Origin of the sequence: Undibacterium pigrum, assembly GCF_003201815.1 — a bacterium.
In the GTDB taxonomy this organism is placed as follows: domain Bacteria; phylum Pseudomonadota; class Gammaproteobacteria; order Burkholderiales; family Burkholderiaceae_D; genus Undibacterium; species Undibacterium pigrum.
In genome coordinates this window covers 60,912-86,201 of sequence record NZ_QJKB01000005.1, presented here as the reverse complement: position 1 = coordinate 86,201, position 25,290 = coordinate 60,912, and the positions used below count along the sequence as shown (strand labels likewise).

Here is a 25,290-nt window from a genome sequence, read left to right as displayed (position 1 = left end):
CTGTAGGCCACGGAACATACAATGCTGGGGCGGGGGCAGAAATATCACTGTGGCAAGCTATTTATTCCGTATCCGGAATAAGCCTTGCCGCGTGTGAAGAAAAACTCACAGCCACGGTATGACTTTTGCCCGAAAAGCGTAGATACTGCGGATATTGAGATTCCTGCAGGAGAAAACCGTGGTCAAAGTAGCTGTCATCGAAGACGATCTGCCCACCAGCAATCAGTTAAAAACCTGGATAGAAGCGGCAAAGCCGGGCATACAGATAGACCAGTGGTTCAGCCGCGATGATGCCGAGGCAGCCATCGCACGCGAAAACTATGACCTGGTGGTGCTCGATATAGAGCTGGGGCGTGAGCGCCATGCCGGGGTTGCCATCATCAATGCCATCAACAAGCAGCATGCCACGCCGGTGCTGGTGGTGTCGGCCATGCCAGCCACTATCTACCGCAGCATCATGAAGGCACTGGATGCCTGGGATTACCTGCAAAAGGCCACCTTTGAAGAAGCCGATTTCATCGAAACCTTTCTGGAAATCCTGCGTTCGGTCAAGGAGCGCAAGCAGCATAAAGAAAGCCAGACAGCTGCTTATAAAGAAGCGGCCAAGTCCCCGGTGGCCGACCAGCTCAGTATGGACCCCTTGCGCCAGCGCACCCCTATCTGGCGCGGCCAGCGCATCAATCTGCCGCTGACTGCGCAACGCATACTGGCAGCCCTGTTTGCCCGCCGCGGCCAGGTGGTGTCGTATGAAGACTTGTATGAGGTCGTCAAGAGCGGACGCAACCGCGACAATATACGCAAGCATGTCTCGACGATACGCGATGCCTTCCGTGAAATTGATGCCGACTTTGAATGCATAGAAAACGTCCCCATGCGCGGTTTCAGGTGGGTGGATGACGACGCGGGCAGAAGCTGAGATGGGCAAGTTCCTGCTGGCGACTTACCGGCTGCGGATTTTATTTCGCGGCGTTTTTCTCTTGCTGGCGCTGGCAACCGTGGGTCTGGCGCTGTCTGTCCTGCAGCAGGAAAAGCAGCTCAGCTATAACAATTATCAAAGTAATTTCAATAAAACCCGCTTGCAGATATCGGCCACCCTGCGCCACCCTGCCGGACAACTGGCGCTGCTGAATCCGCCTGCAGAAAACCAGCGTGCTTCCTTACGTCCCTTGTTGCTGCCTTATTCTGCGATTGATTTTGATGACCAGAACAAGGTGCAGCAAGCCATCGCCATGTCGGGCTGCCTGGTGCAGTATGGCAGCGCAGGAGCACTCTGTAGCGGTATAGGCAATAACCCCTGGGCAGGCGGCTTTATCTATATCGCGGGCAATTTCAATAGCAGCCAGCTGGTGTCGCACAAGCGTGGCAATGAAAGCCTGACACAGGCGCACAGGCTGAAAGTCAGTGTCAGCCTGCGCGGCCAGACTTACCGCTGGATAGCACCATTTGAAGAAGAGATAGCGCCAGCCAGACAAAACCAGGGCGTACGCGGACGCTGGACAGGCTTCAATGAAAGCGAAGCCAACAAGCCGAACGTACGGCCCGTGAAAGACTTCCGTGGCTGGGCCTGGCAACAGGCAATTTGCAACCAGGCAGACCAGGATGACAAGGATGCTGACTGCCAGAAAAATACTTTCTTCTCACTGCGCCTGCCCATACCTGTATTACAGGAAGCCCTGTTTGAAAAAAAACGCCCGGTCTGGCCACCGCAAGACCTGGACCAGATGGAAGTCAGCCTGTCCGTATTGCCACCGGATTCTGACACTGCCCTGCTCGACAGCAAGAATGCACCTACCGTCACGCCGTTTTCTTTGAAGGACTTGCAGGACAATCTCTTGCCAGGTGAAACCCTGATCATACGCAAGCGCGATGGCCAGAACAGCAAGGAGAACAAGGACGACCTGATCAACCTCATCGGTGCATTTGAACAAAGCGATGAATCATGGAATGTCTTGACGCGCCTGATACGCCGCCTGCCGGTTGACGAATATGATATTCCGCTGGAGAGCCGCGAAACCATCAGCACACCGCTGGCGAATTATGAAGTATTGCTGAAGGGCGATGTGCGCAGCGTCAGCAAGAGCCTGAGCGTGGTTGCCAGCAGGGTGTCCTGGTTTGTTGGTGCGATGCTGCTGGCGCTGACGCTGGCCTGGCTGTTGATTGAGGTCAGCATCATACGGCGCATCACCCTGCTGACCAGGCGTGCCGTGTCACTGTCGAAGACCATGAAGGGTGCGGGCGAGCTTGAGCAGTTTGATGTCAGCGATTTGCGCAGCCCGGATGAACTGGGTGTGCTGGCCAGTTGCCTGCATGACTTGCTAAGGCGCGTAAAAGAAGACGTGGAACGCGAAACCATACGCACGGAACAGGAGAAAGAGATGTGGCATGCAGTCGGCCATGAAATCATGTCGCCGCTACAGTCTTTAATGGCCCTGCATGGCAATACAGAAGACCAGAGCAACCGTTACATCAGCCGCATGCAGCAGGCGATTCGTGTGCTGTATGGCAGCGCCTCACCCAGCGAGGCGTTTCAATCGACAGTCTTGCAAGTCAGTGAAATTGATATCACCATGTTCCTGAAAAACGTCGCAGACAATGCGCCCATGGTGGGCATACCGGATGTCAGCTATCAGGGCACGGATGATGTCGTCATGGTCAAGGCAGATGAGTATTCGCTGGAAGATGTGGTAACCCATGTCTTGCGCAATGCAGAACGTTACCGCAAGCCTGGCAGTGCTATCAGTATCCAGTTACAGAATACTGAAACGGCGGCGACCATCACTATCCACAATGATGGCCCGCATATCGCCGACGATCTGATCGACAAGATATTTGAATACGGTGTGTCAGACCAGCATGACTCTGGCGCGAATGGCAACCGCGGCCAGGGCTTGTTTGTGGCCAAGACTTATATGGCGAAGATGGGCGGGACTATCAGTGTCCAGAATGTGGAACAGGGCGTGAGTTTTGTGTTGAGCCTGCAGCGCGGGAATGCCTGAGCCGGTAAAAAACAAAGGCGGCAACAGTCTATATCGTTTTCAACAAATTATTAAAAATACACCAATCCAGCGACTTCAGCAGTTTTTGCCGAAAAAGCAAAACTTAGTTTTGCTTCCCGCCGCAAATGACGTCGCACTATCGGAAAACATGGCTTTAGAATCCTTGACGGGCGCGCTGAACTAAATGCCTGCTCACGGAGTCCATCATCAGGCCAGCCAGATAGCCAGGCCTTATACCCTATTTCCCCTCCGTGAGAAAAATACCAGGCTGAGACAGCCTGTCCAACAATAAGGAAAGCAATGAAACCACAATTAAAACTGATCGCGGCACTGTGCATGGTAGGTGCAAGCGGCCTGGCAATCGCCCAGGCAGAAGACAAACACCAGTGGCTGGAAGACGTCACTGGTGAAAAGGCCCTGAACTGGGTCAAGGACCAGAACAAGGTCACCCGTAGCAAGCTCGACAATGATGCAGGTTTTGCCAAGCTGAAAACGGACTTGCAAGTCGTGCTGGATTCCAAGGACCGTATCCCTGGCATACGCAAAATGGGCAACGCTGTCTACAACTTCTGGATGGATGCAGAACACCCGCGTGGTGTCTGGCGTAAAACCACGCTGGAAGAATACAAGAAAGCCCAGCCTAAATGGGAAGTGGTACTGGATGTTGATGCACTGGCAAAAGCAGAAAATGAAAACTGGGTCTACAAGGCCAGCGTATGCCGTGAACCTGCATATGACCGTTGCCTGATCGAATTGTCACGCGGTGGCGCTGATGCCGTGGTCACCCGCGAATTTGACCTGGGCAGCAAGTCCTTCGTCAAAGATGGCTTCAGCCTGCCAGAAGCAAAAATGAACCTGGACTGGGTCAATAAAGACACCCTGTTTGTAGCAACTGACTTTGGTGCTGGCACACTGACAGATTCTGGCTATGCACGCGTAGTTAAAGAATGGAAACGCGGCACGGAATTGTCTGCTGCCAAGACCCTGTTCGAAGGCCAGAAGACCGATATGGCGGTAGGCGCTTATTCCAGTGACCATAAAGGCATACACAGGGAGCTGGTCAATCGTCAGATCACTTTCTACACCTCAGAACAATACCTGAAAGAAGGCGACAAGCTGACCAAGCTTGATGTTCCCGCCAAGAGCAATGTGAGTTTCTTTGACAAGCAAGCAATCATCACCCCACGTGAAGCATGGACTGTGGGCGGCAAGACTTACGCATCCGGCAGTGTGCTGGCCATAGACTTTGATGCCTTCATGAAGGGTAACCGTGAATTCACGGTCTTGTTCGAGCCTAGCGACACGACCTCGTTTACGGGTGCCACTGTCACGAAAAATTACCTGTTGCTGCAAACTCTGGATAACGTCAAGAGCAGCCTGAAAGAATGGAAATTCAACGGTGGCAAATGGTCTTCCCGTCAGGTCAGCCTGCCTACCCTGGGTGCAGTTGGCGTCAGTGGTATAGATGCAGAAAATTCTGATGATTACCTGATCAGCTATTCTGATTACCTGACCCCCAGCGTCTACATGATGGCGCATGCTGGCAATGACAAACGTGAACTGTTGAAATCAGCACCAAGCTTCTTTGAAGCCGGTGCTTATGAAACAGTACAAAAATTCACGACTTCCAAGGATGGCACCAAAGTGCCTTACTTTGTCGTGCGTCGCAAGGATGTGAAATTCGACGGCAACAATCCTACCCTGCTGTACGGCTACGGTGGTTTCCAGATTTCCCTGACTCCTTCTTATTCTGGTGGCCTGGGCAAGAGCTGGCTGGATAAGGGTGGTGTGTATGTCGTCGCCAATATCCGCGGTGGTGGTGAGTTTGGCCCACGCTGGCATCAACTGGCATTGAAAGAAAATCGTCAACGCGCCTATGATGACTTTGCAGCCGTGGCAGAAGACCTGATCGCCAGCAAGATCACCAGCCCCAAACATCTGGGTGCCATGGGTGGCAGTAACGGCGGCTTGCTGGCCGGTGTTGCCCTGACTCAGCGTCCTGACTTGTTCAATGCCGTGGTCAGCCAGGTGCCTTTGCTGGATATGCGTCGCTTCAACCAGTTGCTGGCCGGCGCTTCATGGATGGGTGAATATGGTAATCCTGATGTGCCTGCAGAATGGGATTACATCTCCAAATATTCTCCTTACCAGAATGTCAAGGCAGGTGTGACTTATCCTAATGTACTGTTCATCACCTCTACCCGTGATGACCGCGTACATCCTGGCCATGCGCGCAAGATGGCAGCCAAGATGATGGACCAGGGTCACAAGAACGTCTGGTACTATGAAAACATAGAAGGTGGCCACGGTGGTGCAGCCAACAATGCACAACGTGCTGACATGAGTGCGATCACTTATACCTTCTTGTGGAATATGCTCAAGCGTGACAATGATGCTGTGCAAGTGCACTAAGTAAATACGGGAGGCTGGCGGGGTTTACCTGCATCAGCCTCTTGCAAACAAAAAAGCCCGTGGTTCAGTTTGAACCACGGGCTTTTTTGTTTCATGATGCAGCGTATTAATTTACCTTGTCGGAAGGGAAGCGTATGGTTTCCTTCAACAAAGAACCCATGGGCCAGGCCAGGTTCATATTCTTGGGTTGTATGGGTTTGGTAAACCATTTTTCATACAGCCTGGTGATTTCACCATCTGCCATCATGCGGCCCATCTCGGCATCAATGGCTTTCTTGAATGCGGCATCACCTTTTGGCAGCATAATGGCATAGGCTTCTGAAGCCAGAGGGTCGCCAACGATAGTCAGTTTGGACGGGTCTTTGGCCTTGGCTTTCAAGCCAAACAGGATGGCCTCATCCTGGGCAAAGGCATCGACCTGACTGGTTTCCAGCATGTTGAAGGAATCACTATGATCCTTGCCCTCGACCAGTTTCATATGCAGGGCGCGCACCTTGTCGCGCTCCAGCACGAATTTATCAGTTGACGTGCCTTTGGTGAAAACGACTTTCTTGTCTTTCAGGTCTGGCCAGTTCTTGATACCTGAACTGGTATTGACCATCATGCGCAGAGTGGAAAAGAAATGCGGTATGGTGAAATCGACTTCCTTGCGGCGTTCTGCAGTATTACTGGTAGAACCGCATTCCATATCAGTCTTGCCTGAAGTCATGGCCTGGATGCGGTTATCTGCTGTCACGGGAATAAAATTGATTTTCAATTGTGGCAGCTTCAATTCCTTCTTGAGTGCATCGACCATTTTTGTGCAGATATCTATCGTATAACCGATAGGGGCTTTGTTTTCTGACAAATAAGAAAATGGTAATGCAGCTTCGCGATAAGCGATATTGATGGTCTGGCTTTTTTTGATACGATCAAAAGTGTCAGCCACTGACACCTGTGCAATAACGGCAGCCGACGCAAAAACGCCAGCCTGGAGAATACAGCGCAATTTCATATGATTTCCTTATGCTTTTTCAGCATGTAAGAAGCATTTGTTTGGAGGCTGTTGCAAAAGATGGGCTAGTGTCGCGCTCATGAAGCGCGCAGACATTGCCTGAGTATAGGTAATACCAGGGGCCGACGCAATCAGGCCGGATTATTTTGCAACAAGCATGGAGACTACAATAATGAGGTTGCGAATTATATAGTGCTCTGAGGCAATTGCGGGAGAAGTAAACCTCTAGGTTTCCAGATCTGCCAAGAATTCAATTCTAAAATTACAAAAAATTTCCGTTTTTGCTTTTCATAAAAACAAAACGCTGATGCCAGTATCAGCGTTTTATGCTTTATTTAAATTAGGGCTTAGGCAAAATTGTCCCAGCAAGGCGTCAGCGACGAAGACAGTACTTTAGTACGGCTAGGCGCTGCAACGCAGCTGGGGCGGTTTTGCGTAAGTCCTATTAATCTTCAACTGCCTTGCGCTGCATATCAGCCATGTAGGCATCCAGCTCGGCGGTGCTGGTAAATATCTCATTCAAGGGCGCAGCCCGCACGATTTCAAATACCTTTTGCACCTGGCGACTAAGGTTGACAAAGTAAGTCGTGCCGCCGTGATTGCGCATGGTCTTGCGTATTTTGGCGAGCACCCGCAAACCCTCGCTGGAGATGAAAGTCAGTGCTTCCATGCTCATGACCAGGATTTTGACGTCCTCACTGACACTGCGGGTAAAAAACTGTTCAAGGTCGGCGGCGGTACTGGTGTCAAGGCTGCCAGCCAGGTCTATTCTGGCGGTAGGCAGTTGCGTTTCATCGATGGAAATTTCTAACACTGTGTGTCCTCTATCGTTTGACTTGCAGGTGTTCAGGGTTTAACGAGAAATTTACGTATGTGCAAATTATTCTGGCCGTGTGCATAACTGTAATCAATATGATCAGCCAGGGCATTCACCAGATACAGGCCTAGGCCACCAAGGGGGCGATCAGCAAAATCCATGTCCAGATCAGGCTGGTTGAGGCCGTGACCGGGATTGTAGGCATAGGAATTATCCACCATATCCAGCACGATCTCGCGCTCTTGCAGATGCACATCCAGTTTGATTAATGCAGGGTCTTGCTCGGGTGCGCCATACTTCAGGACATTTACCAGCACTTCTTCTGCAATCAATTGCACATCATCGACGATATCTTCATCCACATGCTGTGCACGTAGCAGACCAGCCAGGCAGGGTCTGACTTGCTCGTACAGCATGCGCTGGCCGTTAAAACTGATTTGCCAGTCGGCACAAACTGCTTTTCCTGGCTGGTCTTCGGGATGAAATTGCATGTTTATGGATAAATACTATGATCGTTTTCATTGTAGTACTTAAATTGCCTGAGGTATCCAAGTGAAATCAATGTGTCATCAATGCACACCCAACAGTTAACATTACAGCAATCAAAGTTACGGTGAACAAAGCCTGGATCCAAGGATACTGTATCATTTCTCGCTTTGCCATCAGTCAAAGACTTGATGCATGCAACCATTTTCTGTCTTATTGGTCTGAACCTTCCATGAGTCTGTACCAGCTTTTAGCGCAATTTATCCGCCAGCACTGGCGTCAATACATCAGTGCTGGCCTGATGCTGTTTGCCGTTGCCGTCATGACGGTCTTGATACCACGCCGTGTCGGCATGATTATCGATGGCATGGTGGCGGGTCGTTTTGACAACACAGCCCTGATGTGGGAACTGTCCTGGCTGCTGGGCATGGGCCTGGCTATCTACTTCCTGCGGGTAGGCTGGCGCACGCAATTATTTACCGCTTCTTATCAACTGGGCATGCAATTGCGTACCCGTTTGTATGAGCGTCTTAGTGTGCAGGGTTCGCGCTTCTTCCAGCAACAAAGAACTGGCGACCTGATGGCGCTGGGCACCAATGATGCTGACGCCATAGAACTGGCAGCAGGTGAAGCTGCGCTGGCCGGTTTTGATGGCAGCATGACCTTTGCCCTGGTGATAGGCATGATGTTGCTGGGCGTGGACTGGCGGCTGGCACTGGCGGCCCTGCTGCCCTTCCCTTTCATGGCCTGGGCCTTCAAGCACATTACCCATCATATACAGGACGCTTCACGCGATTCCCTTGACCGCTTCAGCAAACTTAATGACCAGGTGCAGGAAACCTTATCCGGCGTGCGCACCCTGCGCGCCCTGGGCCTGGAACAACGCAGCGCCGCGCAGTTTGCCGAACTGGCAGAAAACGCTGCCGCAGCCAGCCTGAATGCGCAACGCTGGGAAGCTGCCTATGAACCTGCAGTAGGGCTTTCACTGACTGCCGCAGGTGCGCTGACGCTGGGTGTTGGTGGTTACCTGGTCTGGCATGGTGAAATGAGCATCGGTGCCTTGACCAGCTTTTCCATGTATCTGGGCCAATTGATCTGGCCTATGTTTGCTGCTGGCTGGGTATTGTCGCTGCTGGAACGCGGCAAGGCGGCCTGGGCGCGGCTGGAGCCGGTATTGACGCAGGAACTCAGCGTTAATGACGAGGGCAAGCTGGGCACGCCACCTGCCGGTGATCTGGTTGTGGACAAGGTCAGCTTTGTTTACCCTGGACAGACCAGGCCAGCCTTGCAGGACATCAGCCTGCGTATTGCGCCGGGCCAGACCCTGGGCATAGTTGGCCCTACCGGCTCAGGCAAATCCAGCGTGGTGCGCCTGTTGCTGCGCCAGATCGAAGCTGAGCAAGGCCTGGTGCAATGGGGTGGACATGCGCTGGCAGACTATAAATTGCAGGCCCTGCGCCTGTCTATCAACTGGGTGGCGCAGGAACCGTTTTTGTTCTCGGCTTCGATTGCTGACAATATCTCGCTCAGCAATCCTGCCGCCAGCCGTGCCGAGGTCATGAAGGCCGCACAACTGGCATCGGTGGATGATGATATACAACGCTTCCCGCATGGCTATGACACGCTGGTAGGCGAGCGTGGCGTCACCCTGTCTGGCGGCCAGAAACAGCGCGTGGCCATTGCCCGTGCCCTGTTGACGGCCAGCCCTTTATTATTGCTTGACGATGCCCTGTCAGCAGTCGATACGCAAACCGAAACGCATATCCTGCAACATCTGGCAGAGCTGCGACAAGAACATCCTGAACGCAGTGCCGTCATCGTCAGCCACCGCCTGAGTGCGGTACTGGAAGCCAATCACATCCTGGTTTTGCGCGAAGGCAAAATCATAGAACAGGGCAATCACCAGGCCTTGCTGGATTTGAATGGCTGGTATGCAACGCAATGGCGTTATCAACAATTGGAAGCAAGCCTGGATGCAGCCTGATACCAAACAATTACCCGCTGCCATGTCAGAGAAAAAACAGGCAGTGCATTTGCTGCTGCACGCAGCCCGCGATGAAAAACGCCATGTCTGGCTGGGCGTCTTCTTTTTAATGATCGCCGCTGCCCTGGAAGCGGTTGGCCCGTTTTTGGGCAAGGCTTTCATAGACCGTTACCTGTTACCGCACCAGATGGACATGGGCATGGTCATCGCCCTGCTGGCAGCTTATGTATTGACGGGCTGGGGCGCGACCTGGCTGCGCTACCTGCAACTGACACGGCTGGCTGGCGTGGCCATGCGTTCAGTACGGCGCTTGCGTGAACAAGTGTATGGACATGTACTGCGCCTGCCCATGGCGTTCTTTGACAAGGCGATTACCGGGCAACTGGTAAGCCGCGTGACGAATGACACTGAATCAGTCAAGAATCTGTATGTGCAGGTGCTGTTCGTCATGCTCGACAGTTCCATCGTCGTTCTTGGTGCACTTACTGCCATGGCCCTGCTGGAATGGCGTTTGATGCTCATCGTCCTCATGCTGATACCGGCAGTCATCATCATCGTCTGGTTTTACCAGCGCTGGAGTGCGCCAGCCGTCAGCAAGGCGCGCCAGTTGCGCAGTGAAATCAATGCCCAGGTCGCAGAGAGCATCAATGGCATGAGCACGCTGCAGGCAAGCAATGCCGAACGCCGCTTTGGTGAGCGCTTTGCCAAAACCAATCAATTGCATTACGCCGCCAGGCTGGATGAATTGCGCGCCAATGCCTGGCTGTTGCGCCCGGCACTGGACCTGATGAATTCGCTGTTGCTGGTGGTGGTGATTTTCACTTTCAGCCAGCGCAGTTTTTCTGGTGTGGAGATAGGTGTGCTGTATGCCTTTGTCAGCTACATCGCCCGCGTCGTGGAGCCGCTGATACAGATCACCCTGCAATTTGGCCAGATACAGCAAGCCGTGGTTTCTGCTGCGCGTGTCAACAAGCTGCTCAATGAACACCAGCATGTACAGGCCAGCAGCGATGCGCGCATTACTGAGGGCCATCTGACGCTGGACAAAGTGAATTTTGGTTATGACCCTGCGCGGCCAGTCTTGCATGACTTTAGCCTGGATATCCCTGCGGGCAGTTTTTATGGCATCGTCGGCCATACTGGCAGTGGCAAATCCACCCTGCTGAGTCTCTTGCTACGTTTTTATACACCTCAGTCTGGCCGCATGGAAGTCGATGGCCAGCCGCTGGCCAGCATCACGGATGCGCACTTCCGTGAAAAGGTCGGGCTGGTGCCGCAAGAACCATTTTTGCTGGCAGCCAATGCGCGTGAAAATATCGCCATGGGGCGTGACATCAGTGAGGCAGATATCATCGCTGCGGCCAAGGCGGCACATGTCCATGATTTTATTTTGCAACTGGAAAATGGCTACGATACGCCACTGGGTGAAGGTGGTGCTCGCCTGTCCACTGGACAAAAACAATTGCTGGCAATAGCCCGTGCACTGGCAGGCAAGCCGCGCATCCTGTTCCTGGATGAAGCGACTTCGCATATCGACAGTGAAACCGAACAGGTAGTACAAACTGCGCTGACAGAATTGCGCGGCAAGGTCAGCATCATCGCGATTGCCCACAGGCTTTCTACCATACGCGATGCCGACAGCATCATCGTGCTGAACCACGGCAAGCTGGCAGAGCAAGGTAATCATCAAGAATTAATGCAGGTAAATCAGGGCATATACCAGCGCCTGTATTTGCTGCAAACCCTGGAAGAGTAAGGAATAGCATGAAGAAGTGGATAGTGTTTGGCCTCAGCCTTTGTACCACCCTGTTTCTGGCAGGCCTGGCCTTTATATTTTTTGTCGTCGCGCCTGGTTTGCCAACACTGGAAGCAGTGACTGACTACCGTCCCAAAATACCATTACGTATCTACACCGCTGACAATGCCCTGATCGGTGAGTTTGGTGAAGAGCATCGCGATTTTGTGCCTATCAAGCAGATTCCTGCTGTCATGAAGAATGCCATCCTGTCGATTGAAGATGAGCGTTTTTATGAGCATGGTGGCATTTCTTTCCGCAGTGCAGCCCGCGCCATCTTGGCAGATTTGCGTGGCGGTTTTCATCAGGGTGCATCAACCATCACCATGCAGGTGGCACGCAATTTTTTTCTGAGTAATGAAAAGTCACTGCCGCGCAAACTGAAAGAAATCCTGCTGACTTACCGCATCGAAGACGCACTGAGCAAGGACCAGATTCTGGAACTGTATATGAACCAGATTTTCCTGGGCCAGCGCAGTCATGGTTTTTCCAGTGCGGCCAAAACCTACTTTGGCAAATCGCTCGATCAATTGACGCTGGCAGAAGCTGCCATGCTGGCAGGTGTGCCGCAAAACCCGGTCAGGCATAATCCTGCCGTCAATTTTGAAAAGACCAAGCAAAGACAATTACTGGTCCTGAGAAACATGGTCAGGAATGGCTTCATCACGCAAGCGCAAATGGAAGTTGCGGCCAAAGAAGAAATCAAGGTCGTCAAAGGTCAGCAGTTCGATGCCCATGCTGACTATGTCGCAGAAATGGTACGCCAGAGTATTTTTGCGCAATATAAAGAAGACACATACACCAAGGGTATCAAGGTCTACACCACCATCAACAAGGCAGAGCAGGATGCTGCGTATGAAGCCGTGCGCCGCAATATCATGGCGTATGACCAGCGCCATGGATATGATGGTCCTGAAGCCCAGATAGAATTGCCTGCCGATGAAGATGAGCGCGACGATGCGATAGACCAGATCTTGCGCAAGCATCCTGACAATGACAAGATATTGGCGGCTGTGGTGACCCAGGCATCCGGCAAGATCGTCAAGGCGGAACTGCAATCCGGTGACAGCATAGAAATCACTGGCGATGGCTTGCGCTTTGCCGCTGCTGCGCTGACCGACAAGGCCAAGGCAGGCATCAAGATACGCCCTGGTTCCGTGATACGGGTCATGCAGGATGCCGGGAAACGCTGGACCATCACGCAAATCCCGCAAGTTGAAGGTTCATACGTGGCCCTGAATGCAGACGATGGTTCTTTCCGCGCCATGGTGGGTGGTTTTGATTACAACCGCAAGAAATTCAATCATGTGACCAGCGCCTGGCGTCAGCCTGGTTCCAGCCTGAAACCCTTCATTTATTCTGCTGCGCTGGAAAAAGGTTTTTATCCCGGCACCCTGATCAATGACGTGCAACTCTCGGAAACATCGGACAGCAATCTGCGCTGGGACCCGCGCAATGATGATGGCAAATATGATGGCCCCATCACCATGCGCACTGCGCTGGCGCAATCCAAGAACGTGGTATCGGTACGCATACTGAAAGCCATAGGCGTCGATCAGGCCAAGGCCTGGCTGCCGCGCTTTGGTTTTGATAAGGACAAGCACCAGGCCAACCTTACCATGGCCCTGGGTACTGGCTCAGTAACGCCGCTGCAACTGGCGTCGGCCTATGCAGTATTCTCCAATGGCGGTTATGCCGTCAGCCCCTGGCTGATCAGCAAGGTGGTGGATGGCAAAGGTGTCGTACTGTTTGAAAACAAACCGCCTGCCAAGGCCCAGGAAGAATCACGCGTCATTGACGCACGCAATGCCTATATCACTGACCTGATGTTGCGTGAAGTGGTGCGCAGCGGCACTGGTGCCAGCGCCACGGCGAAACTGGGCCGTCGCGACCTGGCGGGCAAGACTGGCACCACCAGCGAAGCTGTCGACGGCTGGTTTGCCGGTTATGCAGGCAATGTGGTGGCAGTAGCCTGGATGGGCTATGACGATCCCAAGAGCCTGGGTGGCCGTGAATTTGGTTCTACCCTTGCCCTGCCTATCTGGATAGACAGCATGCGCGTGGCACTGGCTGGCAAGCCTGAAGTAGCCCGTGCCATACCCGAAGGCATCAGCAATGCCGAGGGTGACTGGATGTTCAATGAATTCCTCAATGGTGCAGGGGTACGCACGCTGGACATGGGGGATGCACCGGCAGCGGCGGCACCGCTACCAGCTACGACAACAACACAGTAGCCCAAACTGGACAAAACCAGATCACCAGCACTAAGAAAAAGCCCGCAGATCGCTCTGCGGGCAAGTATCCCGACCTTTGGAGGTAAAACTTTTCAGGACTGGCGCATGGTAGTAGCTGGACATGACAAGCGCATGACAAAGCGTGAACACTATAAAAAAAGCCCGCTGACCAGGGCCAACGGGCTGAAGATCCTGAGCGGGAAGCAAACAGGATGGTGGTAATTCAATACTGCCAAACTTCTAATCCAGATTTTTAATCCACAAACAGAGTGCAAAGCACCCTCTTATTCCGCGCCTGAAACCAGGTACATATTTTGTAGACTCTTCTTCATCCCTTTACAAAATGTCAGGTTAAGAGATGACTACTTCCTACCGCCCTCAAAGGACTTTGCCGCGCGAGCCGCAATTCATGCATGGCACGCCAGGCACTATCTACATTTTGCAAAACGATGGCTTGCGCCAGGGTCTGTACAAGATCGGTGCTACCCGCCGTTCTGGCGTCTCCAAGGCCATGGAACTCAATCGTGACCAGCAACAATTGATACCTGGCGTCTATGAATGCGTGTTCGAGTTGCATACCAAGGACTGCGGCCAGGCGCTAGATGAAATCCTGAAAACCTTTCAGCAACAGCGCCGTGGCAAACGCGGTGAAGAATTCTATGAATTCGATCTTGACGATGCCGCCGGTAAAATTGCCAACACCATCGCCACCATCAACCGCCAGGGCCTGATACGCCAGCAACACACATTAAGCATGATGCGTCATCTGGAACCGGATGAACCAACTACCAGCAATGCCGAAGCCTTTACTCCTCCACCTTCCGGCATTTTCAGGAAGGCAATACAGTGGGTGAACGGTTAAGGCAGTTTCAGATCACAGCCTTCAGATAAGCACGTTCGCGCCCCATCTCCTGATTTTTGCGCAGGGCAGTAAAGCCTTGCTCAAGATCAGCCAGTAAATCCTGTACTGCTTCCAGGCCCACATGCAGGCGTAACATGGGTGCCTGCCATTTATCGGCATTGACTGTGCGATACGATGCCGGGCTGGTCGGCAAGATCAGGCTCTCGAAACCACCCCAGCTAAAACCTATGCCAAACAGACGGGTGCGGTCTATCAGGGCGGCAACTTGTTGTTCTGTGACGTCGGCACGGAAAACTGCACCCATCAGGCCGCAGGCATATTCCGCCTTGAAATCACGTTTCCATAATTCATGGCCAGGGCTGCCTGGCATAGGCGGATACAAGACTTCTGCCACTTCTGGCTGCTCTTGTAACCAGCGTGCCACGACATGGGCGCTTTCCCTGTGTGCTGCCAGACGGGCTGCCAGGGTGCGCAAACCACGCAAGGCCAGCGCCGCATCATCTGCGCCTATGGTCATGCCCAGTTGGCGATAGGTATCACGTATGCGCTCTTCCAGCGCAGCTGTGGTCAGGATCGCACCCATCAGCGCATCGGAATGACCAACGATGTATTTGGTGGCAGCATGGATGGAGACATCGATACCCAGATCAAATGAATCCCAGCCTATCGGTGTGGCCCAGGTAGAGTCAGACACGACGACAGCGCCACGCGCATGGGCAGCAGCGGCAATGCCGGGAATATCCTGCACTTCAAACGTCAGGGAGCCTGGTGATTCAACAAACACCACCTTGGTATTGAATTGCATGAGTTCTGCAATGCCGCGGCCAACCAGCGGGTCGTAATAAGTGGTTGTGACGCCGATTTTCTTGAGCATACCTTCGCAAAACAGGCGCGTAGGGTCATACACCGTATCCACCATCAGCAAATGATCACCGGGTTGCAGCAAGGCCAGCAAGGTAGTGGTGACGGCGGACAGGCCTGAAGGCGTCAGCATGCAGGCAGCAGCGCCTTCTGCTGCACACAGGGCTTGCTCCAGTGCCTGTGTGGTTTCATTGCCGTGGCGGCCATAAGCGCGGCGTGTGCCACAGGCGTTTTTCAAAGAGGTCACATCAGGAAACAGCATGGTCGACGCACGCACCACGGATGGATTGACAAAGGCCGCATGATCCTTGCCTTTGCGACCGGCATGAGTCAGACGGGTGGCAGTTTGCAATTGGGTTTCGACTAAGTTCATAAAACATCCGTTTCTGTATTTGCTGATTTTTTACCCCCAACATAAACAATCTGTGAAAGACCTTGATTGCATGAGGGGTAGTACAGGACAGATGCTAACAACAGGCAGAAAGAATTTTTTACCAAATTATTCAAGAATTCATGCTATTTTTAGAAAAATTTCCTATAAATTGAAAAATATGGACAAAATTGATCTAGAAATCCTGAATATTTTGCAGAAAGATGCATCAATTGCACTGGCTGATCTGGCTCAGGCCGTGCATTTGTCAGTCACGCCCTGCTGGCGGCGTGTGCAAAAACTGCAGGAGGATGGCGTGATCAAGCAGCAGGTCACGCTGTGTGATCCAGTCAAGCTGAACCTGGGTCTGACAGTCATGGTGGCACTCAAGGCAGCCCAGCATAATGAGAAGTGGATGCAGCGCTTTATTGCCGGTGTCAGTGCCATCCCTGAAATTGTCGAGATTTTGCGCATGAGTGGCGAGATAGACTATTTGCTGAAAGTCTATGTGCCTGACATGGCAGGCTTTGATCAGGTGTATAAAAAGCTGGTGAAAGTGGCTGACTTGCAGGATGTCAGCTCCAGCTTTGTGATGGAAGTCATCAAGAACACCACGGCCCTGCCACTCAATTATGCAGTGCTCAAAACCGGTAAAGCCTAGTCAGGCTTCATTTCCGTCGTAGGAGCGGCTTCAGCCGCGAACATTCTTGCCGTATCACGCATTCGCGGCTGAAGCCGCTCCTACAAAAGCAATTCGTCTGCTTACCCACGGAAGCGGTAGTGTTCCTGCGTGAACAGATCGATACCGCATTGCAGGTTTTCTATCCAGTCAAGAAACGCCGTGATTGCTTCACGCCCCTGGAAGTAACGGCCATGCTGGGGCACCAGCATATTCACATCCATCTTCCTGACCATATTTGCCCAAAGGCGGCACACCTTGTTGGACACCATATAACGCTTATGGAAACCACTCATGGTATGCACATGATCGAGGAATTGTGCCTTGGTGGTGATGGCCGATTCTATGTCATGCGCATCGACCATGGAAGCACCGACGTCGCCAGAAAACAGGATTTTTGATTTGCTGTCGTAGAACTGGAAATTGCCTTCTGCATGCAGGAAATGTGCAGGCACGGCATGGATGATGGTGTCGCGCAAACGCACCGGCATGCCTTCATCGGGGATGCCGACAATGCGGCCTTCTGCACGGTTCAAATTGCAAAAATGCGGGACAAAGCGCGACCATAATTTGGAGACATACAAGTCACAATTCGTCCCCATCAGCCACTTGTCGAGTGCGCCTATGATGTCTGGATCCTGGTGCGAAGCAAACAGGTACTTGAGGTCTTTCTTGGGCAGATACTTGTGCAGGCTTACCAGCAGCGCGTTGTAAGTCAGGTTACCGGAAGGGTCGATCAAGGCACCCTCGCCATCGGATACAACAAGAAACTGGTTGGCCTGGACGGCGTGGTCTGCAGTGTCATCCAGCAGATCATTGAACATCACGCAGATGTGTTTGCCATCATTAAAAAGTTCTATCGCCAATTGAGCCCCGCATGCCTTAGGTGTAAATACGCTGTGAAGCTTTATTGTAAGAAAACTGGCAAGTCTGCTCTTGACGTGGATCAAGCCATGGCTAATCCGGCTCACATGAAATCTTGTCATCTGTGTTTTCTGCCACAGCGCAAGGAGAGCAAAAGAGCTACACTCTTGTGAAAAGAACTAAGAACCTGCTTCCGATCTTACTGCGCGAGCGCAACTAGAGTCCACGCGGGGCTCATGCGCTGCTCAAAATGCTCATGTACTCAAGTACATTCCGCTTTTTGCGCTGCGGTTTTGTGACGCTGACCCCGCTGACGCACGCTCGCTACAGATCGCAAACAGCTTCTAAAACCATCCCCTCATTTTTCCTGGCAAACCCAAGCATGATAGAACGCATACTTTCCATTATCCTTCCTGTGTTTATTATCATAGGTCTGGGTTATGCCTATGCACGGCGCAAGGGCCCGGCAGCGGCGGCAGATATGGTGTCGGTCAACCGTATCAGCATGGACGTGCTATGCCCCCTGCTGATTTTCACTGCGCTGGCAGGCAAGGAATTTGATGTGGCCCACAATCTGTGGCTGATACTGGCAGGTGTCCTGATTGCCCTGGGATCAGGCTTGCTGGCCTGGCCGGTGGCGCGTTTACTGGGTTATGACGTGCGCAGTTTTGTGCCGCCGATGATGTATAACAATTGCGGCAATATGGGTTTACCACTGGCAGCTCTGGCCTTTGGCACTGGCGGCCTGTCGGCGGCGGTGGCACTGTTCATGGCTTGCAACCTGGTATATTTCACGGTGGGCATACGCATCATCCAGCATGGTCATCCCGATCATCAGGATAATCCCTGGCGCTTTTTGCTGAGCCCCATGATGCTGGCAATGGCGGCGGGCATGCTGTTTGCGGTCTTCCATATTCCATTACAGCCCACGCTTTTCCTGGCCTTGAAAATGACAGGTGATGCCTGCATACCCATCATGCTGTTTGCGCTTGGTGTGCGTATGCTGGACATCAATTTTGCCAGCTGGCGCATAGGCATGGCAGGTGCCGTCGTCTGCCCATTGGCAGGTTTGCTGGTAGCCGGGATACTGGAATTTATCTTGCCGCTGACGGCAACCCAGCGTGGCCAGATGTATCTGTTTGCGGCACTGCCACCGGCAGTATTTTGCTTCATGGTGGCAGAGCAGTACAAACAGGAACCTGACAAGGTTGCGTCTATCGTTTTGCTCGGCAATGCCGCCGCCGTACTATTCGTACCTTTAGGACTGTGGCTGGGTTTGCGTTAGAACCTGTTTACGATCTGTAACGAGCGTCAGCGGGATGAAGAGCAGTACATGAGTCCCGTGTGGACTCCCATTGCGCTCGCGCTTAAGATCGTAAGCAGGTTCTTAGAAAAGCCGCCAGGCAATATAAGCTGGCACCAGCAACAAGGGGCCCGCAAGCAGCGTACCCCAGGCAAAGCGGGTCACCCCGGGGATCAATACACTCAGGCCAGGCTTTTCTGGGTGGTAGGAGATGGTAATAGTACTGCCCTCAGGATATTTGGCGACAATATTCCTGGCAACCCGCTTGCTCGGCCCGCCACAGAAAAATGGCCGGTATCCCTGATAAGCCTGGCCGTGGACGCTGTAGTCATACAGCATCTGGAAACTCCATGCCTGCCCTATATTATCTTTGTAACCCGTCATGGCATGGAAATATCTTTGTACTTTGCACACCCTGACTTTCGCCTGCACAGTGGGCCAGTGCACGCTTTGACTGGCCCTGAAAAGTTCCACTACAGACCAGAACGTCCAGGCTACGGCAATGAAGAGGAAAAGAATAGCGAAGTAGATTCCCATGACTGCAAAAACCCTGAAGTAAAAAAATCCCCGGCAGATCATTTCTGACGGGGATAGTATTGCAATGAGCAGCCTCTACTAAACCAGTCTTTGCCAGATAGCTGTTGTCGCTGCCGCCTGGTTCAAGGAATAGAAATGCAAGCCAGGTGCGCCACCTGCCAGCAGACGTTCACACATAGCAGTTACCACATCGAGGCCAAAGGCTTTGATGGATGCAGTATCGTCGCCATAACTGGCCAGTTTCAAACGTATCCAGCGCGGGATTTCTGCGCCGCACATTTCAGAGAAACGCTGTAGCTGCGTGCTATTTGTGATGGGCATGATGCCTGCCACGATAGGTGCTGTGACACCTGCCTTGCGTGCTTCTTCAACAAAACGGAAGTAGGCATCGGCATTATAAAAATACTGGGTAATCGCAGCGTTGGCACCCGCCTGCATCTTGCGCACGAAGCTGTTCAGATCATCTTGCGGCGAACGTGCCTGTGGATGCATTTCAGGATAGGCTGCCACTTCGATATGGAACCAGTCACCAGTCTCGGCGCGGATAAATTCCACCAACTCGTTGGCGTAGCGAAATTCACCTCCCATGCCATAGCCACTGGGCAAGTCACCGCGCAATGCCACCAGGCGACGGATATCATTGGCCTTGAAATCATTCAGGATGGCCCGTATCGATTCGCGCGTACCACCAACGCAGGACAGATGCGGCGCGGCGTCGTGGCCTTCGCGGCGTATCTCGGTCACGGTATCGAGCGTGCCCTGCTGGGTAGTGCCACCGGCACCAAAAGTGACAGAGAAATATTTAGGATTAAGTTCGGCCAGTTTGGCGCGTGTGACACGCAGCTTTTCCGTGCCTTCCGCCGTCTTGGGCGGAAAAAATTCTATGCTGAAATTAGGCGTCTTCATCTTTTTTATTTTGCAACAATAAGGTCGAAAGTGCCCAGGAGATCACGCTGTATAACAATGCCCCGCCTACTCCAGCCCAGAAGCCGGTGACATGGAAGCCATCCACCATGTTTGCCACGCCCCAGAACAGCAAGCCATTGATGACAAAGATAAACAAGCCCAGGCTCAATACCGTCGCCGGCAGAGTGAGTATCACGACGATGGGACGGATGATGGTATTCACCAGGCCCAGCACGACTGCCACGACCAGTGCCGTAGCAAAGCTGTCGATCTGTACTGAGGAAATGAGATAAGGAATAGCCAGCAAAGCCAGCGCATTGATCAACCAGGTTGCCAGTAAACGCATACATGCTCCTGTTGTAGAGGGATGAAGCTGTAGCCACAAGATACAGCTTCATTGCACACCCGCCCGGGTACGCAAGCTTCAAACTGCAAGCTGCAAACCCGGACAGGCGCTATCGTGGATTAATAACGGTAGTGATCTGGCTTGTAAGGGCCGTTTTGATTCACGCCGATATAGGCAGCCTGCTCTTCTGTCAGCACGCTCAGTTGTGCATTGAGTTTTTTCAATTGCAGACGCGCGACTTTTTCATCCAGGTGTTTAGGCAGAGTGTAGACGCCGACTGGATATTTCGCAGTATTAGCAAACAATTCGATTTGCGCAATAGTCTGGTTAGCGAAAGAAGAACTCATGACATAGGATGGGTGACCAGTGCCGCAACCCAGGTTAACCAGACGGCCTTCTGCCAGCAAGATGATGCGCTTGCCGTCAGGGAAAATCACGTGGTCAACTTGTGGCTTGATGTTTTCCCAGGTGTATTGCTTCAATGCGGCAACGTCGATTTCATTATCGAAGTGACCGATGTTGCAAACGATGGCCTGGTCTTTCATCTTCAGCATGTGTGCGTGGCTGATGACGTGGTAGTTACCTGTTGTGGTCACGAAAATGTCACCGTGTTCAGCAGCATATTCCATGGTCACGACGCGGTAGCCTTCCATCGCAGCCTGCAATGCGCAGATAGGATCGATTTCAGTTACCCAAACTTGTGCAGACAAGGCACGCATGGCTTGCGCAGAGCCCTTGCCTACATCACCGTAACCGGCGATAACGGCGACCTTGCCAGCGATCATGACGTCAGTTGCACGCTTGATGCCATCGACCAGGGATTCACGGCAGCCATACAGGTTGTCGAACTTGGACTTGGTGACGGAGTCATTGACGTTGATAGCAGGGAAAGCCAGTTTGCCGTCTTTGTGCATCTGGTACAGGCGGTGTACGCCAGTAGTCGTTTCTTCTGTCACGCCCTTGATTTCTGCCAGGCGTTTGGAATACCAGGTGCCATCAATCGCCAGGTGTTTTTTGATCGCGTTGAACAGGCAGATTTCTTCTTCTGAACCTGGGTTGGCCAGTACAGAAATATCTGTTTCTGCGCGCGTGCCCAGATGCAGCAACAATGTCGCATCGCCGCCATCATCAAGAATCATATTGGAATAGCCGCCGTCTTTCCATTCGAAAATACGGTGGGTGAAATCCCAGTATTCATCCAGGTTTTCGCCTTTAAAAGCGAACACTGGTGTGCCGCCAGCAGCAATCGCTGCGGCTGCGTGATCTTGTGTGGAGTAGATATTGCAAGATGCCCAGCGCACTTCTGCGCCCAGGGCCAGCAGTGTTTCGATCAACACGGCAGTCTGGATAGTCATGTGCAGGGAACCGGTGATACGTGCACCCTTCAGAGGCTGGGTAGCCGCGAATTCTTCACGGATAGCCATCAGGCCTGGCATTTCTGTTTCAGCAATGCGGATTTCCTTGCGGCCCCAGTCAGCCAGACTCAGGTCAGCAACAAAAAAATCTTGGGAAGTATTGGATGTGTTTGTTACGACGGCGTTCATCACGCCCTCCTTTCTGATGAAAAAAGTAACGTGAGCGCGGTTATGGATATCCCAAGCCTGGCAAAAACTCGTAGTTCTCGTCGCAACGCTCCTTGGAAGAATTGAAGTATAGCGCAGCTCCGGCATTTTTGCTGATTTCTTGCATTGTTAAATAAATAAGCAAAGAAATCAGTAAAATCACTGTCAGGACTGGTTTTCAGGGTGATTCAGTTGTTTTTCAAAGCAGACTGCCTCTGCCTTGCCCACATATTTACCAAAGTTGGGGATGCGGTAATAAGCATGTTTTTCATAAAAGGCAACAGCGCGCTGGTTAACCAGACGGGTTTCCAGACGCAGTCTCAGATAGCCATATTCTTTGGCAGCAGCTTCCAGATGCGTCAATACAGCCAGGCCGACACCTGCTACCTGCGCATACATGCGTTTGACTTCCGCCACGCCTTCACCCATGGGCCGAAAAGCACCGCAGCCCACTGCCTTGCCATCAGCATTACGGGCCAGCACAAACAAGGCACCCGGCACGCGCACATCCTCAGCATCAAAGGAGGAACGCCCGCTGCTGCCGGTAATTTCAGCCAGGCGGACACAGAGTTCATCCAGTAAAGCCGCAGCCTCGGGCAAGGCTGGGTCTACATTGGCAATGTGAAACTGATGCATGTGAGTAAATACCAGCTAAATATCAGCTAAATATCAGCTAAATATCAGCCAGCCTATCAATGGCCGTCGAAATTACAGACTGTGAACAATGGCAGGCCACTGTCCTGGATGATTTTTGAGCCACCCAGTTCGGGCAAGTCAACGATGACTGCGCCTTCTACTACGGTTGCGCCCAGGCGTTCCAGCAATTTCTTGCCTGCCATCATGGTGCCGCCAGTGGCGATCAGGTCATCAATGAGGACGACACGGTCACCTTTTTTGCAGGCGTCGGAATGCAGTTCTACCGTTGCGCTGCCGTATTCAAGCTCATATTGCTCGGAGACAGTATGGAAAGGCAGCTTGCCTTTCTTGCGGATAGGGACGAAACCCAGGTTCAGCTCATAGGCCAGGACAGAACCGATGATAAAGCCACGCGCATCCAGGCCAGCCACGACGTCAAGCTTTTCATCCATGTAGCGATGCACAAACATATCAATCAGCACGCGGAATACTTTAGGATTTTGCAACAGGGGGGTAATGTCGCGGAACATCACGCCTTCCTGTGGCCAGTTTTCCACAGTGCGTATATGTTGTTTAATGTATTCGGCCGGATTCAACATCGAGCATGTCCTTCAATTTTTAAAAATAACCCGCTATTTTAACAGCCGCTGCTCTGCTCTAGCGACTGCTTCGGAAGTTCCCCTGACAACAACCACGTCGCCATTCTGTAAAACGATATCATCGACTTGATCCAGCCTGGCCTTGCCACGACGGACCGTATGGATATCCACTTCCAGTTCAGCCAGCTTGACATCGGCCACCCGCTGCCCCAGGGCATTGGCATTATCGGTCAAAACCACGGTATGCAGACGTATTTGCATGCTTTCAGGGCTGTCAGCAGCATCGCTGGCACCATGGAAGAAGCCGCGCAGGGATTCATAACGCGCCTCACGCGCTATCTGCACCCTGTGCACCACACGTCGCAAGGGCACGCCCAGCATGACCAGGGCGTGGGAGGCCAGCATCAGGCTGCCCTCCATGAGTTCTGGCACCACTTCTGTGGCACCGGCAGCCCTGAGTTTATCCAGGTCTACATCATCATGGCTGCGCACAATGACAGGCAGGCTGGGGTTCATTTCATTGACGAAATGCAAAACCTTGAGGGCCGATGCGGTACTGGTGTAAGTCACTACCAGTGCCGAGGCGCGGTTGACACCCGCCGCCAGCAGGCTTTCACGCCTTGCGGCATCGCCATACGAAACATTTGCACCGGCAGTCTGCGCTTCGCGCACACGGTCAGGGTCAAGATCAAGGGCATGGTAATCAATATTTTCTTCAGACAGGATGCGTGCCAGGCTCTGGCCGCTGCGGCCAAAACCGGCGATGATCACATGCTTCTTGGTGGTCATGGTGCGCGCGGCGATCTGGGTCAGGGCCAGCGATTGCATCATCCATTCATTGGCAGAGAACTTCATGACAATGGCATCGGACTTGGCCAGGATGAAGGGTGAGATCAGCATGGATATCACCATCGATGCCAAAATCAATTGCACCAGCATCGGGTCTACCAGTTGCAAGCCGCCCGCCTGGTTCAGCAGGACGAAGCCAAATTCACCGGCCTGCGCCAGCCCCAGGCCCGTGCGCATGGCCACGCTGGTGGAGCTGCCAAAGGCCCGGGCCAGAGCGGCAATCAGCACAAATTTCAACAGGACCGGCCCGGTCAGCAACAACAGCACCAGCCAGAACTGTTCATACACCAGCCGCACATTGAGCAACATGCCAACGGTAATGAAGAACAGGCCCAGCAAGACATCGCGGAAGGGTTTGATATCTTCTTCCACCTGATGACGGTATTCAGTCTCTGAAATCAGCATGCCAGCGACAAAGGCACCCAGCGCCATCGACAAACCGGCTTTCTCGGTCAGCCAGGCAGCACCCAGGGTAATGAACAAAAGGTTCAACATGAACAACTCTTGCGAGCGCCGTTTGACGACGATATGGAACCAGGCACGCATGAGTTTTTGCCCGACTACCAGCAACAAAATCAATACCACGACAGCCTTGCCACTTGCCAGCGCCAGGGTCTTGCCAAGGTCAGGTGATTTGGATGCCAGCGCGGGCACCAGTATCAGCAACGGCACCACGGCCAGATCCTGGAACAGCAGCACGCTGATGATTTGCCTGCCATGCAGGCTTTCCAGCTCCAGCCTTTCTGTCAGCATTTTGGAGACGATGGCCGTCGATGACATCGCCAGTGCGCCACCAAGGGCAAATGAGGCTTCCCAGCTGATCTGGAACATGCCTGGCAGCCAGCGACTGGCTATCCAGCCAAATACCATACTGGTCAGTATCGTGACCAGCACTTGCGCCATGCCCAGGCCAAATACCGCCTTGCGCATGGCCATGAGCTTGGACAGCGAGAATTCCAGCCCTATGGAAAACATCAGGAAGACCACGCCAAACTCAGCCAGCTCGTGCGTGACGGCGCTGTCTTCAGCCACCCCCATACCGTGCGGGCCTATGAGTATGCCCACCACCAGATAACCCAGCATGGGTGGCAGTTGCAGCATGCGGAAAGCGACCACGCCCAAGACGGCAGCGGCCAGCAGTAAAAGTGTAGTATCCAGTCCTGTCATGTCGCCTATTATTGCCGATTTATCGCCCTGC

General features: G+C 52.8%; 22 protein-coding genes and 1 riboswitch. Of the genes, 10 read left to right on the top strand and 12 right to left on the bottom strand.

All coding sequences use genetic code 11. The annotated features are described in order from the left end of the window. The first annotated feature begins 178 nt into the window (after window positions 1-178). The 4 genes from DFR42_RS15840 to DFR42_RS15825 all read left to right on the top strand — a co-directional run bounded on the left by DFR42_RS15840 (window position 179) and on the right by DFR42_RS15825 (window position 5,408). Window positions 179-916, top strand: coding sequence for a response regulator transcription factor (locus tag DFR42_RS15840; protein ID WP_110255990.1), 738 nt, complete (start codon window positions 179-181; stop codon window positions 914-916). Next, window positions 894-2,996, top strand: a complete 2,103-nt coding sequence (locus DFR42_RS15835) for a sensor histidine kinase (RefSeq protein ID WP_245936991.1) — start codon at window positions 894-896, stop codon at window positions 2,994-2,996. The genes DFR42_RS15840 and DFR42_RS15835 overlap by 23 nt, the downstream gene beginning before the upstream one ends. Next, window positions 2,989-3,180, top strand: a complete 192-nt coding sequence (locus tag DFR42_RS15830) for a hypothetical protein (protein WP_110255988.1) — start codon at window positions 2,989-2,991, stop codon at window positions 3,178-3,180. The genes DFR42_RS15835 and DFR42_RS15830 overlap by 8 nt, the downstream gene beginning before the upstream one ends. 116 nt (window positions 3,181-3,296) lie before the next feature. Continuing rightward, on the top strand, window positions 3,297-5,408 hold the full coding sequence (locus tag DFR42_RS15825; protein WP_110255987.1) for a prolyl oligopeptidase family serine peptidase: 2,112 nt from the start codon (window positions 3,297-3,299) through the stop codon (window positions 5,406-5,408). Between the two features lie 106 nt (window positions 5,409-5,514). Here the strand turns inward: DFR42_RS15825 and DFR42_RS15820 are convergent, their stop codons facing one another. From DFR42_RS15820 to DFR42_RS15810, 3 genes are all read right to left on the bottom strand, one after another. Further along, window positions 5,515-6,402, bottom strand: coding sequence for an amino acid ABC transporter substrate-binding protein (locus tag DFR42_RS15820; protein WP_110255986.1), 888 nt, complete (start codon window positions 6,400-6,402; stop codon window positions 5,515-5,517). Between the two features lie 445 nt (window positions 6,403-6,847). After that, on the bottom strand, window positions 6,848-7,216 hold the full coding sequence (locus DFR42_RS15815; protein WP_170133549.1) for an STAS domain-containing protein: 369 nt from the start codon (window positions 7,214-7,216) through the stop codon (window positions 6,848-6,850). Window positions 7,217-7,248: 32 nt separating this feature from the next. After that, complete coding sequence (locus DFR42_RS15810) at window positions 7,249-7,710, bottom strand: ATP-binding protein (RefSeq protein ID WP_110255984.1); 462 nt, start codon at window positions 7,708-7,710, stop codon at window positions 7,249-7,251. A gap of 227 nt (window positions 7,711-7,937) precedes the next feature. Between DFR42_RS15810 and DFR42_RS15805 the strand changes: the two genes are divergently transcribed. The 4 genes from DFR42_RS15805 (at window position 7,938) to DFR42_RS15790 (ending at window position 14,580) form a co-directional block, all read left to right on the top strand. Next, on the top strand, window positions 7,938-9,689 hold the full coding sequence (locus DFR42_RS15805; protein WP_110256246.1) for an ABC transporter ATP-binding protein: 1,752 nt from the start codon (window positions 7,938-7,940) through the stop codon (window positions 9,687-9,689). Next, window positions 9,637-11,445 (top strand): ABC transporter ATP-binding protein, encoded by a 1,809-nt coding sequence (locus DFR42_RS15800; RefSeq protein WP_425450884.1) that lies wholly within the window; start codon window positions 9,637-9,639, stop codon window positions 11,443-11,445. The genes DFR42_RS15805 and DFR42_RS15800 overlap by 53 nt, the downstream gene beginning before the upstream one ends. 8 nt (window positions 11,446-11,453) lie before the next feature. Continuing rightward, a complete protein-coding gene (locus DFR42_RS15795; protein ID WP_110255983.1) occupies window positions 11,454-13,718 on the top strand; it encodes a penicillin-binding protein 1A in 2,265 nt (754 codons plus the stop codon). 358 nt (window positions 13,719-14,076) lie between these two features. Then, window positions 14,077-14,580: a GIY-YIG nuclease family protein gene (locus DFR42_RS15790; protein ID WP_110255982.1), complete on the top strand. Its 504-nt coding sequence runs from the start codon at window positions 14,077-14,079 to the stop codon at window positions 14,578-14,580. Window positions 14,581-14,587: 7 nt separating this feature from the next. Here the strand turns inward: DFR42_RS15790 and metC are convergent, their stop codons facing one another. Beyond that, window positions 14,588-15,814 carry a cystathionine beta-lyase gene (metC, locus tag DFR42_RS15785; RefSeq protein ID WP_110255981.1) on the bottom strand — a complete coding sequence of 409 codons (1,227 nt, stop codon included), beginning with the start codon at window positions 15,812-15,814 and terminating at the stop codon, window positions 14,588-14,590. 178 nt (window positions 15,815-15,992) lie between these two features. On the opposite strand from metC, the gene DFR42_RS15780 reads away from it, so the two are divergent. Further along, entirely contained in the window at window positions 15,993-16,472 is a 480-nt protein-coding gene (locus DFR42_RS15780) for an Lrp/AsnC family transcriptional regulator (RefSeq protein WP_110255980.1), read from the top strand. Between the two features lie 101 nt (window positions 16,473-16,573). Here DFR42_RS15780 and DFR42_RS15775 read toward each other — a convergent pair whose 3' ends face one another. After that, the gene (locus DFR42_RS15775; RefSeq protein ID WP_110255979.1) at window positions 16,574-17,356 is read right to left on the bottom strand and encodes an oxygen-binding di-iron domain-containing protein; all 783 of its coding nucleotides are present in this window, start codon (window positions 17,354-17,356) and stop codon (window positions 16,574-16,576) included. A 380-nt stretch (window positions 17,357-17,736) separates the two neighbouring features. On the opposite strand from DFR42_RS15775, the gene DFR42_RS15770 reads away from it, so the two are divergent. Continuing rightward, window positions 17,737-18,639, top strand: a complete 903-nt coding sequence (locus DFR42_RS15770) for an AEC family transporter (RefSeq protein ID WP_110256244.1) — start codon at window positions 17,737-17,739, stop codon at window positions 18,637-18,639. Window positions 18,640-18,741: 102 nt separating this feature from the next. Here DFR42_RS15770 and DFR42_RS15765 read toward each other — a convergent pair whose 3' ends face one another. The 7 genes from DFR42_RS15765 to DFR42_RS15735 all read right to left on the bottom strand — a co-directional run bounded on the left by DFR42_RS15765 (window position 18,742) and on the right by DFR42_RS15735 (window position 25,259). Further along, complete coding sequence (locus DFR42_RS15765) at window positions 18,742-19,194, bottom strand: DUF3592 domain-containing protein (protein WP_170133548.1); 453 nt, start codon at window positions 19,192-19,194, stop codon at window positions 18,742-18,744. Window positions 19,195-19,272: 78 nt separating this feature from the next. Beyond that, complete coding sequence (gene metF / locus DFR42_RS15760) at window positions 19,273-20,100, bottom strand: methylenetetrahydrofolate reductase [NAD(P)H] (RefSeq protein WP_110255977.1); 828 nt, start codon at window positions 20,098-20,100, stop codon at window positions 19,273-19,275. Beyond that, on the bottom strand, window positions 20,087-20,446 hold the full coding sequence (locus DFR42_RS15755) for a phage holin family protein (RefSeq protein WP_110255976.1): 360 nt from the start codon (window positions 20,444-20,446) through the stop codon (window positions 20,087-20,089). The genes metF and DFR42_RS15755 overlap by 14 nt, the downstream gene beginning before the upstream one ends. A gap of 119 nt (window positions 20,447-20,565) precedes the next feature. Then, on the bottom strand, window positions 20,566-21,990 hold the full coding sequence (gene ahcY / locus DFR42_RS15750; RefSeq protein ID WP_110255975.1) for an adenosylhomocysteinase: 1,425 nt from the start codon (window positions 21,988-21,990) through the stop codon (window positions 20,566-20,568). A gap of 25 nt (window positions 21,991-22,015) precedes the next feature. Continuing rightward, window positions 22,016-22,090, bottom strand: a riboswitch (S-adenosyl-L-homocysteine riboswitch). An 83-nt stretch (window positions 22,091-22,173) separates the two neighbouring features. Then, entirely contained in the window at window positions 22,174-22,644 is a 471-nt protein-coding gene (locus tag DFR42_RS15745; protein WP_110255974.1) for a GNAT family N-acetyltransferase, read from the bottom strand. A gap of 56 nt (window positions 22,645-22,700) precedes the next feature. Further along, window positions 22,701-23,243, bottom strand: a complete 543-nt coding sequence (locus tag DFR42_RS15740; protein ID WP_110255973.1) for an adenine phosphoribosyltransferase — start codon at window positions 23,241-23,243, stop codon at window positions 22,701-22,703. A gap of 33 nt (window positions 23,244-23,276) precedes the next feature. Further along, window positions 23,277-25,259 (bottom strand): monovalent cation:proton antiporter family protein, encoded by a 1,983-nt coding sequence (locus DFR42_RS15735; RefSeq protein WP_110255972.1) that lies wholly within the window; start codon window positions 25,257-25,259, stop codon window positions 23,277-23,279. Between the last annotated feature and the right edge of the window lie 31 nt (window positions 25,260-25,290).

Excerpts from the sequence above, each read along its gene's own strand:
- DFR42_RS15835 (WP_245936991.1), top strand. The coding sequence starts at position 894 with ATGACGACGCGGGCAGAAGCTGAGATGGGCAAGTTCCTGCTGGCGACT.
- DFR42_RS15830 (WP_110255988.1), top strand. The coding sequence starts at position 2,989 with ATGCCTGAGCCGGTAAAAAACAAAGGCGGCAACAGTCTATATCGTTTT.
- DFR42_RS15825 (WP_110255987.1), top strand. The coding sequence starts at position 3,297 with ATGAAACCACAATTAAAACTGATCGCGGCACTGTGCATGGTAGGTGCA.
- DFR42_RS15820 (WP_110255986.1), bottom strand. The coding sequence starts at position 6,402 with ATGAAATTGCGCTGTATTCTCCAGGCTGGCGTTTTTGCGTCGGCTGCC.
- DFR42_RS15810 (WP_110255984.1), bottom strand. The coding sequence starts at position 7,710 with ATGCAATTTCATCCCGAAGACCAGCCAGGAAAAGCAGTTTGTGCCGAC.
- DFR42_RS15805 (WP_110256246.1), top strand. The coding sequence starts at position 7,938 with ATGAGTCTGTACCAGCTTTTAGCGCAATTTATCCGCCAGCACTGGCGT.
- DFR42_RS15800 (WP_425450884.1), top strand. The coding sequence starts at position 9,637 with ATGCAACGCAATGGCGTTATCAACAATTGGAAGCAAGCCTGGATGCAG.
- DFR42_RS15795 (WP_110255983.1), top strand. The coding sequence starts at position 11,454 with ATGAAGAAGTGGATAGTGTTTGGCCTCAGCCTTTGTACCACCCTGTTT.
- DFR42_RS15790 (WP_110255982.1), top strand. The coding sequence starts at position 14,077 with ATGACTACTTCCTACCGCCCTCAAAGGACTTTGCCGCGCGAGCCGCAA.
- metC (WP_110255981.1), bottom strand. The coding sequence starts at position 15,814 with ATGAACTTAGTCGAAACCCAATTGCAAACTGCCACCCGTCTGACTCAT.
- DFR42_RS15780 (WP_110255980.1), top strand. The coding sequence starts at position 15,993 with ATGGACAAAATTGATCTAGAAATCCTGAATATTTTGCAGAAAGATGCA.
- DFR42_RS15770 (WP_110256244.1), top strand. The coding sequence starts at position 17,737 with ATGATAGAACGCATACTTTCCATTATCCTTCCTGTGTTTATTATCATA.
- DFR42_RS15765 (WP_170133548.1), bottom strand. The coding sequence starts at position 19,194 with ATGGGAATCTACTTCGCTATTCTTTTCCTCTTCATTGCCGTAGCCTGG.
- metF (WP_110255977.1), bottom strand. The coding sequence starts at position 20,100 with ATGAAGACGCCTAATTTCAGCATAGAATTTTTTCCGCCCAAGACGGCG.
- DFR42_RS15755 (WP_110255976.1), bottom strand. The coding sequence starts at position 20,446 with ATGCGTTTACTGGCAACCTGGTTGATCAATGCGCTGGCTTTGCTGGCT.
- ahcY (WP_110255975.1), bottom strand. The coding sequence starts at position 21,990 with ATGAACGCCGTCGTAACAAACACATCCAATACTTCCCAAGATTTTTTT.
- DFR42_RS15745 (WP_110255974.1), bottom strand. The coding sequence starts at position 22,644 with ATGCATCAGTTTCACATTGCCAATGTAGACCCAGCCTTGCCCGAGGCT.
- DFR42_RS15740 (WP_110255973.1), bottom strand. The coding sequence starts at position 23,243 with ATGTTGAATCCGGCCGAATACATTAAACAACATATACGCACTGTGGAA.
- DFR42_RS15735 (WP_110255972.1), bottom strand. The coding sequence starts at position 25,259 with ATGACAGGACTGGATACTACACTTTTACTGCTGGCCGCTGCCGTCTTG.